This is a genomic window from Corallococcus sp. EGB, assembly GCF_019968905.1.
Taxonomy (GTDB): domain Bacteria; phylum Myxococcota; class Myxococcia; order Myxococcales; family Myxococcaceae; genus Corallococcus.
Map to the genome: position 1 here is coordinate 9,264,328 of NZ_CP079946.1, position 14,487 is coordinate 9,278,814.

Sequence of the window (14,487 nt, forward strand, 5' to 3'; positions counted from 1 at the left end):
CTGGTGTTGCCTACTCTCCCGAAGGATGAGTCCAACACCCGGTCTCCTTAGAAAGGAGGTGATCCAGCCGCAGGTTCCCCTACGGCTACCTTGTTACGACTTCACCCCAGTTACCGAGCACTCCTTGGGCATCTCTTGGTGAGATGACTTCTGGAGCAATCGACTCCCATGGTGTGACGGGCGGTGTGTACAAGGCCCGGGAACGTATTCACCGCAGCGTGCTGATCTGCGATTACTAGCGATTCCGCCTTCATGGAGTCGAGTTGCAGACTCCAATCTGAACTGAGACCGGTTTTCTGCGATTAGCTCCCCCTCGCGGGTTTGCAGCGCTCTGTACCGGCCATTGTAGCACGTGTGTAGCCCTGGTCATAAAGGCCATGAGGACTTGACGTCATCCCCACCTTCCTCCGGTTTAACACCGGCAGTCCCTCTAGAGATCCACTTGCGTGGCAACTAAAGGCGAGGGTTGCGCTCGTTGCGGGACTTAACCCAACATCTCACGACACGAGCTGACGACAGCCATGCAGCACCTGTCTCTCGGTTCCCTTGCGGGCACTCCCTCATCTCTGAAGGATTCCGAGGATGTCAAGACCAGGTAAGGTTCTGCGCGTTGCGTCGAATTAAACCACATGCTCCACCGCTTGTGCGGGCCCCCGTCAATTCCTTTGAGTTTTAGTCTTGCGACCGTACTTCCCAGGCGGAGAACTTAATGCGTTAGCTACGGCACCGCGGGGGTCAACTCCCACGACACCTAGTTCTCATCGTTTACGGCGTGGACTACCAGGGTATCTAATCCTGTTTGCTACCCACGCTTTCGCGTCTCAGCGTCAGTTACCGTCCAGGTGGCCGCCTTCGCCACCGGTGTTCCTCCCCATATCTACGAATTTCACCTCTACTTGGGGAATTCCGCCACCCTCTCCGGCACTCAAGCTCTGCAGTTTCGGGCGCACTTCCTCAGTTGAGCTGAGGGCTTTCACACCCGACTTGCAAAGCCGCCTACACGCGCTTTACGCCCAATAATTCCGAACAACGCTTGCACCCTCTGTATTACCGCGGCTGCTGGCACAGAGTTAGCCGGTGCTTCTTCTCCCGGTACCGTCAAGGCAAAGCGTATTAGGCTTTACGGTTTCGTCCCGGTCGAAAGTGCTTTACAATCCAAAGACCTTCATCACACACGCGGCGTTGCTGCGTCAGGCTTTCGCCCATTGCGCAAAATTCCCCACTGCTGCCTCCCGTAGGAGTCTGGACCGTGTCTCAGTTCCAGTGTGGCTGATCGTCCTCTCAGACCAGCTACCCGTCGTCGCCTTGGTGGGCCATTACCCCGCCAACTAGCTGATGGGCCGCGGACTCATCTGGTTGTGATAGCTTGTATACAGAGGCCACCTTTTCCCTCAGTCTCCGAAGAGACCGTGGGCTTATCCGGTATTAGCCAATCTTTCGACTGGTTATCCCAGGCATCCAGGCAGATTATCCACGTGTTACGCACCCGTGCGCCGCTCTACTAGGGTTTCCCCATTCGCGCTCGACTTGCATGTGTTAGGCACGCCGCCAGCGTTCGTTCTGAGCCAGGATCAAACTCTCCAATTGTATTCTTGGTTTGCTTGAACCGGCGTCCCCCGAGACCCGGCTAAGGAGTCTCGGCTCGCTGATTCGTCGGCACTTCCCTCTCGCTGCGCTTTTCAGCGCTGCCCTCAAGGCGAAGATGCCCTCAAAAAATTGACTGCGGTTTCCGCAATCCATTACTGCTTGGGCTTGCTATTTGGTTTTCAAAGACCGAGCCGCTTGTGTTGCCTCGCGACTTTTGTTACCGTCTACTTCGCTGCCGGTTTCGTCTCAACCGGCGGGGTTGCAGCTTCTATTTCAGTTCGCAGTCAGCGTCAACTTCGCTTTTGCGTCCTGCGGGCTGCTTCGAATCTCGTCGGCGCCGTCCAGTGACTTCCGCCGCTTTCTTTCGAAGGGGAGCGGCTTCTACTTCAGCGCCGTCTTCCCTGTCAACCGCTTGCTGTCAGCTTCCTTCACCGCCTTGCGTCCGTTTTGTTGCCTGCCGGACGCCTGCTTCTTCGGTGGGGCGCGGCTTCTATCTCTTCGCCGCATTCGCTGTCAACCCGCTCGTTGACTGCCCTATTTCCTTGTCGGTGCTGCTCTCTCTCCGAAGTGCCTTCCGCGCCAGTGCGCGGGCTTCAAAGCGAGGGGCGCGGCTTCTACCACCGCCGCATCCGCGATCAACCATTTTGGTGGCGACCGCTTGCTGCTGTCCGCTCTGCGTTCCGACCTGCTGCTCTCGGAGCAGTTCGAGCGGGGCGCGGCTTCTACCTCTTTGCCGCGTTCGGGATCAACACCCTTCGTCGACCCTTTTCTTCCCCCACGCTGACTTCCCGTGGCCCGGAGGCCAGCGGTTCGTTGCGCGGGGGTTCACTCTCTAACGCTTTGGTTCAGCGACGTCAAACCCTGATTGATCCGGGCCTGATCATCCCTCCCGGGACGCCGGGGATATGAGCACGCCGCTCCATCGTGTGAACCCCCGGGTACGGCTTTCCTCTTTCGCCGTCACTTGCCTCGGCGTGCCGCCTGCCCCTCGTCCAACGGGGCGCGCCATCGCGTCCCGAAGAGCCCGTCTCCGAGCGGAAACGTGATGTTGAAGTTGTGGCGCCCCATTCGGGTGGGGTCGTGGTGGACCTGATGGTGGCGCCGGAGGAAGGCGACGCCAGGCAACCGGGCGCTCCAATGGCTGCTCGGCAGGTGCGTGGCGAAGTGCACCCACTCGTATGCGAGGTAGTAGCCAAGCGCCGTGGCGACGAAGAGCCAGCCCGCGTTGTGGGAGATGAGCACGAAGCAAAGCGCGCCCAGGGGGGCGGCGATGGCTCCCAGGAAGAAGAGGAGCAGCACCGGGGGGAAGAGCACCATCTTGAAGTCCCGGGGGGACGCGTAGGCCATCGCCTCGTGGGTGAAGAAGCGGTGGTGCTGGACGGTGTGCCTCTCGAACATCAGGCCCAGGCCCCGGGTGCGGTGGTGCATCGGGCCCCGGTGGCCGAGGAACTCGACCGTGTTCGCGAGCGCGATGACCGCGGGGACTCCGAGCAGTTCCCAGAGGCGGGGGGCCGCCACCCGGCTCAGCGCCAGGGCGATTCCCCCCAGGCAGACGAGGCTGGTGAAGGCGAAGTGGACCTGCCCCCGGTAGCCAGGCCCGATGCCACGGGCCCGGTACTCCTCACGGAAGGCCTGGACCTGGCGGGGGACGGGGCGCGATTCCATGCGCTCGAGCGTAGCGCGCCCGGCGTCTCCACCGCTTACGGTCAGGAGCGCTTCGGCCCCTTGCCCTCCGAGGGCTCTTCCTTCCGCCGCGCGAGCGACTTCTGCAGCTTCTTCATGCGGTCCAGGATGAGGGTGCGTTTGAGGCTGGAGAGGTGGTCCACGAAGACGTGGCCGTCCAGGTGGTCGATTTCATGCTGGAGCACGTGCGCGAGCCGCCCGTCCGCCTCCAGTTCGTGCCACTGGGCCGCCTTGTCCTGGTAGCGGACCTTCACGCGCTCGACGCGGGGGCACTTCTCCCAGACGTCCGGCACGGAGAGACAGCCCTCCTCCAGCTTCACGCTGCCCTCCTTCGACAGCATCTGGGGGTTCACGATTTCGAACTGGGTGCCGTCCTCGCGGCCGACGATGGCCACGCGCAGGGGGACCCCCACCTGGTTGGCCGCGATGCCGATGCCCTTGGCTTCCGCCATGGCCTCCGACATCTCCTGGAGGAGCGCTTCGAGCGCCGGGCCAAAGTCGGTCACGGGTTGGGTGGGCGAGGTGAGAACCTTGTGGGGCCAGATGACGATGTCGCGAGCCATGCGGCGGACTCTGCCATGCGGTTCCTTCCATTGCTCGGCCGTTTCCGCCTGCCGCCCTTCCAGGTCCCCCCGAGCGCGCGACCGGACGGGTCTGCTAGACCGGCGCCATGCACCCGCACTCCCAGCTCATCACCGACTTCTACTCGGCCTTCCAGCGGCGCGACGCGGACGGCATGGCCGCCTGCTACCACCCGGACGTGGAGTTCAACGACGCCGTGTTCCAGGGGCTGCGCTACGCGGAGGCCACCTCCATGTGGCGCATGCTGCTGGAGCGCGGGAAAGACCTGGAGCTCGTCTTCAGCCAGGTGGATGCCGATGACCGCGCCGGCCGCGCCCACTGGGATGCGCGCTACACCTTCAGCCAGACGGGCCGGAAGGTGCTCAACCGCATCGACGCATCCTTCGAGTTCGCCGACGGGAAGATCATCCGCCACACCGACCGGTTCCCCTTCTGGACCTGGTCGCGGCAGGCGCTGGGGCCTGTGGGCTGGGCGCTCGGGTGGACGCCGCTGCTCCACAACAAGGTGCGCGCCCAGGGCGCCGCGGGCCTGCGCAAGTACATGAAGGAGCGCGGCATCACCGGGCCCTGAGGGCCCCTGATTCACTCCTTCACGTCGAGCTGCTTGAGCGTCACCGGTCCCCGGAGCCCTTCGCGCGCCAGGGTCGCTTCGCAGCGCACCTGTCCCATCCAGTCCGTGTAGCGCAGCGACGCCGTGCCGTCCGCGTGCAGCCACAGCGTCGCGTGACCGTGGTTGCCCCGGTCCTGCCGCACGCCTGTCCATTCCGGGAAGCGTGGCCGGGATTCGAAGAAGCGCACCGGCGCCACCGGGTCCTCCGGGGCATCCCGCCGCTCGGAGGGGAAGCCGCCGTGGCCCAGGCTGGCGCCGAGGAAGGGCAGGCCCGGCGCCCGGTCATGGAGCGCTCCGGCCCGCGCGCCTCCCCAGCACCAGAGGTCCACCCATTCACGCTCCACGACCAGCATGCGCAGGTCCTCGGTCACCAGTGGAGTGAGCCGCTTCGCGTCCGGCCCGTAGGGTGCCGCGTGGCTCAGCAGGATGTTCATCGCGCCCCGCCGGCGCCCCTCCGACAGGCGCTGCTCCAGCCATTGCAGCAGCGCGGGCTCGCGGTGGCGGTCCGCTTCGAACCAGGCGGTGTCCAGACCGATGAGCTGGAAGCGCTCCGCGGCGAGGCAGAAGTAGCTGCCCTCCTGCGGGTGACGAGAGCCCGCGCCTCGCCGCTCGTCGAGGTAGCGGAAGTAGGCCCCCGCTCCCGAGCGCATCTCCGGCGGCGCGTTCAGCGTCAGCAGCGCCGTCGTCCCGAGCAGCGGCTCCAGCGGCTCCGCCACGTTCGCGTCGAACTCGCCCTGGCGGCCCGCGTAGAAGACGCCGCCCAGGTGCACCGCGCAGTCCAGGCGCTCGCCGCGCATCACCAGTTGCCGGGCGATGTATCGGGAGGCGTATTCGCCCGTGCCGAAGTCCCCGACGAGCGCCACCTCCACCGGACGGCCCGGCTCCGGCTCGCGCAGCGGGTAGACGAAGCGGCTCTTCGCGCCGAAGTGCCAGCGGAACGGAGCCTGCCGCGCCGCCGCTCCCTGCTCCAGCCACACCGGGCCGCTGAACAACAGCCAGCCGCGCAGGTCCGCCTGGGGCTCGAAGCGCGTGCGCGTGGGGTCGATGGGGATCTCCTCCGTCCGCAGCGGGAAGGTGAAGTCCGCGGGCAGTCCTCCCGTCCCCTGCCGGGCGTGGCGCTCCGTCGCGTCCAGCTGCTCCTGGAGCTGGCCGGGGTCCGTGAAGAGCAGCTCGAGCTCGCGCAGCGCCTCCACGAACGCGCCCACCGTGACCCTCGCGCCCAGGCTGCTCTCCGTCCAGCGCAGCACGTCCTCCGGTTCACGGAGGAAGGCGGACTTGAGCGCCTCCAGTTCCTCGGGGCCCAGGAGCGGCAGGTCCGTGTCCTCCTGCGGCGCCCCAGAGAGCGCGGCCCGGCCTGCCGCGGGCGGCCGGTAGCCGAGCGACTCGTAGAGCGGATTCCACCTGCTTTCCATGCGTCCCCCTCGTGATGGCGTCGGATGGCCAGGGACGCATTCTCCCAGACAACCCCGACATTCCTGCCCATCCAGGCAGGCCGGGAGAGGGGCCGGTACGCCGGGCCGGCGGTCAGGGCGAGGGAGTGTCCATGCCTTCCTTCCGGAAGGTGTAGAGCGTGTAGTACGAGCCCGTGGCGAAGCCGGGCAGCTTGAGCGGGTTGAACACGCTCAGGTTCGTCATCACGCCGCCCACGAAGCCCGGTGGCACCTCCACCAGCTTGAGCGCGCCTCCGGCGAGCACCACCCCTGCCTGGGGCTGGTCGTTGCTCACGAGCACGCACTCGCCCTGCGCGGTGAACGCGCCCACCGGCAGGAGGAAGCGCGCGTGGAACGGCACCAACGTTCCCGGGGTGAAGGCGCGGTCCGTCAGCCGGAAGCAGGCCGTGGCCGAGCCCACCCTTTCGTAGCCGCCGTCGCCCGCGGGCACGTAGAGGCCCGCGCCCAGCTTCACGGTGGGCGCGAAGGGCGCCGCCGCGCACACCGCTTCATCCGGCGGCGTGGCGGCGTCCTCCTGCGAGCGAAAGGCATACACCCACTCCGTGCCGGACTGCAGCCGCACCGTGGCTCCTGCCTGTTCCCGGGCCATGCGCAAACCCATCCTTCGTCGAGCGCCGTGGGGGTGGTGCCGCGGTCACTGCCAGGACAGCGCGTACTCCGTGTCCACCGGGCCCGTCTGGCGGCCCTTCACCTGGACGCCTCGGGCGCCCAGCGCCTCGATGACCGCCTGGAGCACGCCCTCGTGGTACGCGGGCGGCATGAAGTCGCGCTTCATCACCAGCCGGCCCGCCCGGTCGCTGGACCAATCCACGGAGCGCTCGCCGTAGCTCACCGCCGCGCGGTAGCCCGTGGGCAGGTTCGTCACCAGCCGCTTGGGGCTGTCCCCCGCGAGCAGCAGCAGCGTCTTGCCCGCCGCCGAGGACAGGAAGTCCGTGGTGGCCTGCGTGCCCATCTTGCGCAACATCGCGTCGAAGCCGCCCAGCTGCGGCCCCATCAACTGCGCTCCCGTGAAGGACAGCTTCAGGAAGCCCGACACCGGGTAGTTGAAGAAGTCCACGAACTTCTTCTCCTGCACCGCCGCCAGGCACTTCTCCACCGCAGCGTCGCCGCCCAGGATGCGCACCGCGTTCAGCGCGCCGTTGAAGAACATGCCTCGGGCCGTGTCGTCAGGGGTCGTCAGGGCCAGGCGCTTCTCCAGGTCCTGCGCGATGGCCGGCTCCAGGATCGTGACTTCCTTGCGCTGCTCACTCATAGAGGGGGGAATCTCCGGGGGGGAGGAGATGAACACCCGTGCGCGCTACAGGCGCACGAGCTGGGCCCCATAATGAACGTTGGCCCCGACAGCCGCTACCACCACGAGATCCCCGCTACCGAGTGCGACGCGACCCTGCTCCAGGTCGTCCGCCAGGAGAATCAACATCCCGGCCGCGGAAGTATTGCCAATCCGGTCCACGTTGCAGGCCACGGCCTCCTTCGGCAGGCCCGCGCGGTTCACGAACGCGTCCATCACCCGCTTGTTGGGCTGGTGGAAGTAGTAGCGCTTGACCTGCTCCCGCACGGCGGGCGTGAGCACCGCGTCCAGGCACCTCTGCATGTACTCCGGGTAGCTGCGCGCGACCTTGAAGCCGTCCACCACGAAGGCCATGTCGGAGGGGCGCGTGCGACCTGGCTGGTAGGGCAGCTTCAGCATGCCGCCGCCCCGGCGTGACACCAGCTCCGCGTACGCGTTGCCGGAGAACGAGGAGAGGATGCCCGGGCCGTCCTCCGGCCCCTCCTGCCTGCGCAGCACCACCGCGCCCGCGCCGTCCCCGAAGACATACATGGACAGGTAGGCGTTGAGCGCCTTGGGGCGGCCCGGCGTGGGCGGCAGCTCGTCCGTGTAGACCTCCCGGTTGAGCAGCGGCGAGGTGAACGCCGAGGCCACCACCGCCACCGTGCGGAAGCGGCCGCCGTCCATCATCTTGCGCACCAGGTCCAGCACGTAGGGCGTGCCGCCGCAGCCGTCGTCCACCACCAGCGCGAAGGCGTCCTCGCGCAGGCCCAGCCGCTCGTGCAGCGCCATGGCGTCGTGGTTGAAGTGCGGCGCGTCCGGGGTGCACGTCACCACGAAGAGCGCGTCCAGCTCCTTCGGGTCCACGCCGCCGCGCGACAGGGCCTGGCGCAGCGACACCTCGCACATGTCCGTGTTCGTCGCCGGATAGAAGTGCCCCATCACGTCGTCCGGAGGGGGGATGGCGCGGCCCGTCTCGTCGTCGAAGTCCCAGAGGAACCGGCGCTCCTTGATGCCAATCTTCTCTTCGATGCGGGCTGCCGACCAACCGGGGATCGCCTTGGCGATCCGCTCGTTGGAGATGGTTCGCGCGGGGACGAAGGAACCCGCGCCCACCACACATACCCGTTCGGTCATTTCCATGGCCTCGCGATTTCACAGCCTCGCCGGACGGGATGGATTCCCGGGCCCTCGTGCATAGAGCACGTTCCAGGCCACTTCCTAAGCCCTTGGAAAGACGGAGTTCCTGTTCGTGGACGCGTCACCCGTGAAGTGCACGCCAGGACAGAAGAGCCCCCAATGCCTGTGAAATCCGTGGGATGCGGAATGCTTCAAAAGTGACGCTATCGACGTGGAATGAATCACACGCGACGTGTCAATTCACTTTCAGCGAATTCCAACCCACCCACTGTGTCTGCCCTTGGCTCGACACCGTCAATCACCCTCGCGTCGGCCAGGGGCCGCGCCCCCACTACGGAGAGCGCGGAACATCAGATTTCCCGCTGGCCGGGCCGGGCCCTCTTTCCATTGACCCGGGCGGGCCCGAATGGATCGCCCGCGACCGATTATTCTTGTCGCGGGGCCCGCGGCTCCCCTCAGAAGGGGATGTTGTCGTCGTCGCCGGGAGGCGGGATGTCGCCGTCGTCCGGCGGGTTGCCGAAGCCGTAGCCACCGCCCCGGCCACCACCACCGCCGCGCGAGGGGGGCTCGCCACCGCCGCCCTCGCCGCGCTGCCGGGCAATCTCCGCCTCGATGGCGGCCAGGAGCTGGCGCTCCTTGTCGTGCCAGCGCGACTTGCTGGGGTCCGCCAGGGAGCGGCGCGCGCCGTTGGCGTAGAACTCCAGGTCCTGGAGGCTGGCGCCGTAGACGGGGGCGCCCTTGCTGCGGCCGTAGTTGGGCAGGAGCATGCCGTCGCCGCCACCACCACCGCCGCCACCGGACGGGGCGCCCGAGGACGCGGGGCGGCGGTACGCCGGGGCCGACGCCGCGACGGGCGTGGCGCTCATGGACAGCTCACCCAACTGCAGCGTGAAGCCGTCGCCGTTCCGATACGCCGTTCCCACCCGAACCTGCTCCACCGAACCGTCGGGACGGCGGACCGCGACGGTGACTGGATATTGCTCGCTCATGGGGCCGGGATTCACACCTCCACGGCCCGCATGTCAATGGAAGGAAGCAGCGCGTGTCGGACGCACGCCGGGCCGCTCGGAGCGACCCGTCACGCGGGGAGACGCACGGCCGACGTCCCCCGTCAGGTCAGCGACACCATGCCGCCACCGGAGCCCTTCTTGCGCACCCAGGCCTTGGGCTTGGGCGGCGCCGCGGGCGCGGGGACCGGCTTCGCGGCCTCCTTCAGCGCCTGGCTTCCCGCGCGGCCCCGCGGCAGCGTGACGTCCGGGACCGACTGCGGCTTCGCGCCATCCACCCACGCCTCCGGGCGGCGGCCGGTGCGGATGAGCAGGCGCAGCTTCTGGTAGTGCGCAGAGCAGTAGCCCTTGGAGCGGCTCTGGCGCTTGCACCCGATGACGGCGCAGGCCTGACCTTCCTCGGCGGCGGCCTTCGGCGGACGGCCCGGGGACTTCGCGGCGGGCGCGGCGGCCGGCTTCGCGACGGGCGCGGCCTTCGCGGCGGGCGCGGCCTTCGCGGCCGGCGCCTTCACGGCGGGAGCAGCCTTCGGCGGACGGCCCGGACGGCGGCGGACCGGCTCCGGCGCGAGCGTGGGCGTGCGCACGCCCGCCACGGCCCCCAGGCGGCTGGAGAGCGGCGCGAGCCGTTCAATCATCTCCCGCAGGTCGTCCAGGGCATCCAGCCCATGGGCCATCCGGGCGACGGCCTTCTGAACGGGAGCCAGTTGCAGTTGCAACTCGCGACGGACCATCTCGCGCAGTTCGGTCTCAAGGGAAAGTGGGGCCATGTGGGGCAGGATATACACCCATCCGCCCGGCGAGGGATGGAAACATTCCCCGGGATGTTAAAGGAACCCATCATGACTCCGGTTCCCCCTTCCGTTCGCTTCCGCGGCACTGACTCCTACCTCACGAGCGAGGGCCTGCAGGCGGCCGTCAACTGCGCGCTGACGCTCGAGCGGCCGCTGCTGGTCAAGGGCGAGCCCGGCACCGGCAAGACGCTGCTGGCGGAAGCGATTGCCCAGGGTCTGGGATTGAAGCTGCTCACCTGGCACGTGAAGAGCACCACGCGCGCGCAGGATGGCTTGTATGTCTACGACACCGTGCAGCGGCTGTATGACTCGCGCTTCGGGGACGGGGACGTGCGAGACATCCGGAAATACATCCGCCTGGGGCCGCTGGGCGAGGCGTTCGCGTCGCCGGAGCGGGTGGTGTTGCTCATCGACGAGGTGGACAAGGCGGACCTGGAGTTCCCCAACGACCTGCTCCACGAGCTGGACCGGATGCGCTTCCGCATCTCCGAGACGAACGACGAGGTGGTGGCGAAGCACCGCCCCGTGGTGCTCATCACCAGCAACAACGAGAAGGAATTGCCTGACGCGTTCCTGCGCCGGTGCGTGTTCCACTTCATCGACTTCCCGGACCGCGACCTCATGCAGCGCATCGTGGACGTGCACCACCCGGGGCTGGACGCAGCGCTGGCGGACCAGGCGCTGAAGGTCTTCTACGAGCTGCGCGCGATGACACGGCTGCGCAAGCGGCCCTCCACCAGCGAGCTCGTCGACTGGATTTCAGTGCTCAAGGCCAACGGGGTGATGGAGCTGAAGCTGGACGAACAGCTGCCGTTCCTGGGCGCGCTGCTCAAGAAGGAGCAGGACCTGGTGGCGGTGGCGGAAGCCTTCGGACGCGGCCGGCGGACGCGCGCGTAAGGGACACGCCATGTTCCTGCCGTTCTTCTACGAGCTGCGAAGGCGCGGGGTGAAGGTGGGCGCTCAGGAGGCGCTCGCCCTGGCCGGGGCGCTGAAGGCCGGGCTGCATGACAGCAGCCTGGATGGGTTCTACCACGTGGCGCGCGCGCTCCTGGTGCACTCGGAGGCGCAGCTGGATGCCTTTGACCAGGCGTTCCTCGCGCACTTCCAGGGCGTGGCTTCCGACGCGCTGAAGCTCACCGAGGAGCTGCTGTCCTGGCTGGAGGAGGCGAAGGAGCGCACCGACCTGAGCCCGGAGGAGCTGGCGCTCCTGGAGCAGTGGGATCCGGAGGAGCTGCGGCGGCAGCTGGAGGAGCGGCTGAAGGAGCAGACCGAGCGCCACGACGGCGGCACGCGCTGGGTGGGCACGGGCGGCGCGTCTGCCTTTGGCAACAGCGGCATGGCGCGGCAGGGCGTGCGCATTGGCGGCACCGGGGGCCGTCAGGGTCAGGCGTTGTGGCAGGCCGGCGCGCGCAAGTACGCGGGCTACCGCGATGACCTGGTGCTGGACACCCGGCAGATGGCGGTGGCGCTGCGCAAGCTGCGGGCCTTCGCGCGCGAGGGCGTGGCGGAGGAGCTGGACATCGAAGAGAGCATCGCCGCCACCGCGAAGAACGCGGGCGAGCTGGAGGTGGTGACGCGTCCGCCGCGCCGGCCCAACACGCGCGTGGTGTTGTGCATGGACGTGGGCGGATCCATGGATCCCTACGCGCACCTGGTGAGCCGGCTGTTCAGCGTCGCCAGCCAGGCCACGCACTTCAAGGAGCTGCGCACCTACTACTTCCACAACTGCGTCTACGGGAAGCTGTACGCCACGCCGCAGCTGACGGGCGGCATCACCGTGCCGGAGCTCACCGCGCAGGTGGGACGGCATCACAAGCTGGTGATGGTGGGCGATGCGTCCATGGCCCCGTATGAGCTGGGCATCCGCACGGACGCGAATGGCCAGTACCGGCAGGAGGGGCTGGAGGGCCTGACGTGGCTGATGCAACTGGCGCAGCACTTCGAGCGCAACGTGTGGCTCAACCCGGAGCCTCGCGGGTCGTGGCGCACGGGGACCATCGCGGTCATCGCCAATGTATTCCCCATGTTCGCCCTCACCGTGGAGGGGCTGGGTGAGGCGGTGAACCACCTGACCCGAGGGAAGACGCCCCGGGGCGCGACGGCTCGGCGGTAATTCCCGGAATGGGCGTGCGCCCGTCGACGGACGGGCGCGTTTGGTGCGGCGCGGAGGCCCCAGTTACGGCATGGTGCGCCCGCGACGCAGTCCTGCGCGGGAGGCCGCATGACGACCGAGAAGATCGATACCCAGGCAATCAACACCATCCGCACGCTGTCCATGGACGCGGTGGAGAAGGCTCATTCCGGCCACCCGGGCGCGCCCATGGCGCTGGCGCCCGTGGCCTACCAGCTGTGGCAGCAGGAGCTGAGGTACGACCCGGCCACGCCGAACTGGCCGGACCGCGACCGCTTCATCCTGTCCAACGGCCACGCGTCCATGCTGCTCTACAGCCTGCTGCACCTGGCGGGCGTGAAGCGCGTGAAGGACGCCAGGGTGCTGGACGTGCCGGCCGTGTCCCTGGACGACATCCGCAACTTCCGCCAGCTGGACTCCGCCACGCCGGGCCACCCGGAGTACCACTGGACCACCGGCGTGGAGACCACCACCGGCCCCCTGGGCGCGGGCGTGTCCAACAGCGTGGGCATGGCCATTGCCAGCAAGTGGCTGGGCAGCCACTTCAACAAGCCGGGCTTCGACCTGTTCACCCATGACGTCTACGCCCTCTGCGGCGACGGCGACATGATGGAGGGCGTGGCGTCCGAGGCCGCGTCGCTCGCGGGCCACCTCCAGCTGCCCAACCTGTGCTGGATCTACGACAGCAACCACATCTCCATCGACGGCAGCACCGACCTGGCCTTCACCGAGGACGTGGGCCGCCGCTTCGAGGGCTACGGCTGGCGCGTGCTCAAGGTCACCGACGCCAACGACCTGGACGCGCTGTCCAGGGCCTACAAGTCCTTCAAGGACGAGCGCGGCAAGCCCACGCTGATCATCGTCAACTCGTTCATCGGCTACGGCTCGCCCAAGAAGCAGGGCTCCGCCAGCGCCCACGGCGAGCCCCTGGGCGCGGACGAAATCAAGGCCACCAAGAAGGCCTACGGCTGGCCCGAGGACGCGCAGTTCCTGGTCCCCGACGGCGTGCGCGAGCGCTTCCAGGAGCGCCTGGGCGCTCGCGGCAAGGCGCTGCACGCCGCGTGGGAGAAGTCGCTCGCGGACTACCGCAAGCAGCACCCGGAGCTGGCTCGCGAGCTGGACGCGCTGCTCAAGCGCGAGCTGCCCGAGGGCTGGGACAAGGAGCTGCCGGTGTTCCCCGCGGACCCGAAGGGCATGGCCACGCGTGAGTCCGGCGGCAAGGTGCTCAACGCGCTGGCGAAGAACTACCCGTGGCTGGTGGGCGGCTCCGCGGACCTGAACCCCTCCACGAAGACGTACATCTCCGCGTCCACGTCCATGAAGCCGGGCGAGTACTCGGGGCGCAACATCCACTTCGGCGTGCGCGAGCACGCGATGGGCTCCATCGTCAACGGGCTCAACCTGAGCCACGTGCGCGGCTACGGCGCCACGTTCCTCATCTTCAGTGACTACGAGCGGCCCGCCATGCGCCTGTCGTCGCTGATGGAGATTCCGTCCATCCACATCTTCACGCACGACTCCATTGGCCTGGGCGAGGACGGCCCCACGCACCAGCCGGTGGAGCAGCTGATGTCCCTGCGCGCGGTGCCGGGCAACATCGTGCTGCGCCCCGGCGATGCGAACGAGGTGACCGAGGCGTGGCGCTACATCGCGCAGCAGCAGCACCACCCGGTGGTGCTGGTGCTGTCGCGTCAGCCGGTGCCCACGCTGGACCGCACGAAGTTCGCGCCCGCGTCCGGCGTGGCCCAGGGCGCGTACACGCTGCTGGAGGCGGAGGGCGGCACGCCGGACGTCATCCTCATCGGCACGGGCACGGAGGTGGCGCTGGTGGTGGAGGCCGCGGAGAAGCTCAAGGCCGAGGGCGTGAAGGCGCGCGTGGTGAGCATGCCGTCGTGGGAGCTGTTCGAGCAGCAGCCCCAGGAGTACCAGGACCGCGTGCTGCCCCCGAGCGTGAAGGCGCGCGTCGCGGTGGAGAAGGGCGCGGCGTTCGGCTGGGAGCGCTGGGTGGGCCACACGGGCAGCGTCATCGGCATGCGCAGCTTCGGCGCGTCCGCCCCCATCAAGGCGCTGCAGCAGAAGTTCGGCTTCACCGTGGAGAACGTGGTGAAGGAGGCGCACGCCACCATCGCCAAGGCGAAGAAGCACTGACGCGCCTGTAGAAAATGAAGGGCCCCGGACCCTCCCCCGAAGGTCCGGGGCACCTCTCCCCCCTGCTTCCGCGACTCCCCCCGTTTC

At 67.8% G+C, this 14,487-nt stretch carries 12 protein-coding genes and 1 rRNA gene; 4 read left to right on the forward strand and 9 right to left on the reverse strand.

What is annotated here, in order from left to right; genetic code table 11:
- Nucleotides 1–51: 51 nt before the first annotated feature.
- The 3 genes from KYK13_RS37920 to def all read right to left on the reverse strand — a co-directional run bounded on the left by KYK13_RS37920 (nt 52) and on the right by def (nt 3,833).
- Nucleotides 52–1,587 (reverse strand): 16S ribosomal RNA (locus tag KYK13_RS37920).
- 960 nt (nt 1,588–2,547) lie between these two features.
- A complete protein-coding gene (locus tag KYK13_RS37925) occupies nt 2,548–3,252 on the reverse strand; it encodes a sterol desaturase family protein (RefSeq protein ID WP_223640176.1) in 705 nt (234 codons plus the stop codon).
- Nucleotides 3,253–3,293: 41 nt separating this feature from the next.
- Nucleotides 3,294–3,833, reverse strand: coding sequence for a peptide deformylase (def, locus tag KYK13_RS37930; RefSeq protein ID WP_223640179.1), 540 nt, complete (start codon nt 3,831–3,833; stop codon nt 3,294–3,296).
- A gap of 107 nt (nt 3,834–3,940) precedes the next feature.
- Between def and KYK13_RS37935 the strand changes: the two genes are divergently transcribed.
- The gene (locus tag KYK13_RS37935; protein WP_223640182.1) at nt 3,941–4,423 is read left to right on the forward strand and encodes a nuclear transport factor 2 family protein; all 483 of its coding nucleotides are present in this window, start codon (nt 3,941–3,943) and stop codon (nt 4,421–4,423) included.
- An 11-nt stretch (nt 4,424–4,434) separates the two neighbouring features.
- Here KYK13_RS37935 and KYK13_RS37940 read toward each other — a convergent pair whose 3' ends face one another.
- From KYK13_RS37940 to KYK13_RS37965, 6 genes are all read right to left on the reverse strand, one after another.
- Nucleotides 4,435–5,874, reverse strand: coding sequence for a hypothetical protein (locus KYK13_RS37940; RefSeq protein ID WP_223640185.1), 1,440 nt, complete (start codon nt 5,872–5,874; stop codon nt 4,435–4,437).
- A 112-nt stretch (nt 5,875–5,986) separates the two neighbouring features.
- Nucleotides 5,987–6,502 (reverse strand): hypothetical protein, encoded by a 516-nt coding sequence (locus KYK13_RS37945; RefSeq protein WP_223640188.1) that lies wholly within the window; start codon nt 6,500–6,502, stop codon nt 5,987–5,989.
- A 45-nt stretch (nt 6,503–6,547) separates the two neighbouring features.
- Entirely contained in the window at nt 6,548–7,165 is a 618-nt protein-coding gene (locus KYK13_RS37950) for a DUF2378 family protein (RefSeq protein WP_223640191.1), read from the reverse strand.
- 45 nt (nt 7,166–7,210) lie between these two features.
- Nucleotides 7,211–8,320: a 3-oxoacyl-ACP synthase III family protein gene (locus KYK13_RS37955; RefSeq protein WP_223646947.1), complete on the reverse strand. Its 1,110-nt coding sequence runs from the start codon at nt 8,318–8,320 to the stop codon at nt 7,211–7,213.
- A gap of 458 nt (nt 8,321–8,778) precedes the next feature.
- Complete coding sequence (locus tag KYK13_RS37960) at nt 8,779–9,312, reverse strand: hypothetical protein (protein WP_223640193.1); 534 nt, start codon at nt 9,310–9,312, stop codon at nt 8,779–8,781.
- A 122-nt stretch (nt 9,313–9,434) separates the two neighbouring features.
- On the reverse strand, nt 9,435–10,097 hold the full coding sequence (locus KYK13_RS37965) for a vegetative protein (RefSeq protein WP_223640195.1): 663 nt from the start codon (nt 10,095–10,097) through the stop codon (nt 9,435–9,437).
- A gap of 72 nt (nt 10,098–10,169) precedes the next feature.
- On the opposite strand from KYK13_RS37965, the gene KYK13_RS37970 reads away from it, so the two are divergent.
- From KYK13_RS37970 to tkt, 3 genes are all read left to right on the forward strand, one after another.
- The gene (locus KYK13_RS37970) at nt 10,170–11,018 is read left to right on the forward strand and encodes a MoxR family ATPase (RefSeq protein ID WP_223640197.1); all 849 of its coding nucleotides are present in this window, start codon (nt 10,170–10,172) and stop codon (nt 11,016–11,018) included.
- A gap of 10 nt (nt 11,019–11,028) precedes the next feature.
- Entirely contained in the window at nt 11,029–12,234 is a 1,206-nt protein-coding gene (locus KYK13_RS37975; RefSeq protein WP_223640199.1) for a VWA domain-containing protein, read from the forward strand.
- 108 nt (nt 12,235–12,342) lie between these two features.
- Nucleotides 12,343–14,400, forward strand: a complete 2,058-nt coding sequence (gene tkt / locus KYK13_RS37980) for a transketolase (protein WP_223640201.1) — start codon at nt 12,343–12,345, stop codon at nt 14,398–14,400.
- The last annotated feature ends 87 nt before the right edge of the window (nt 14,401–14,487 follow it).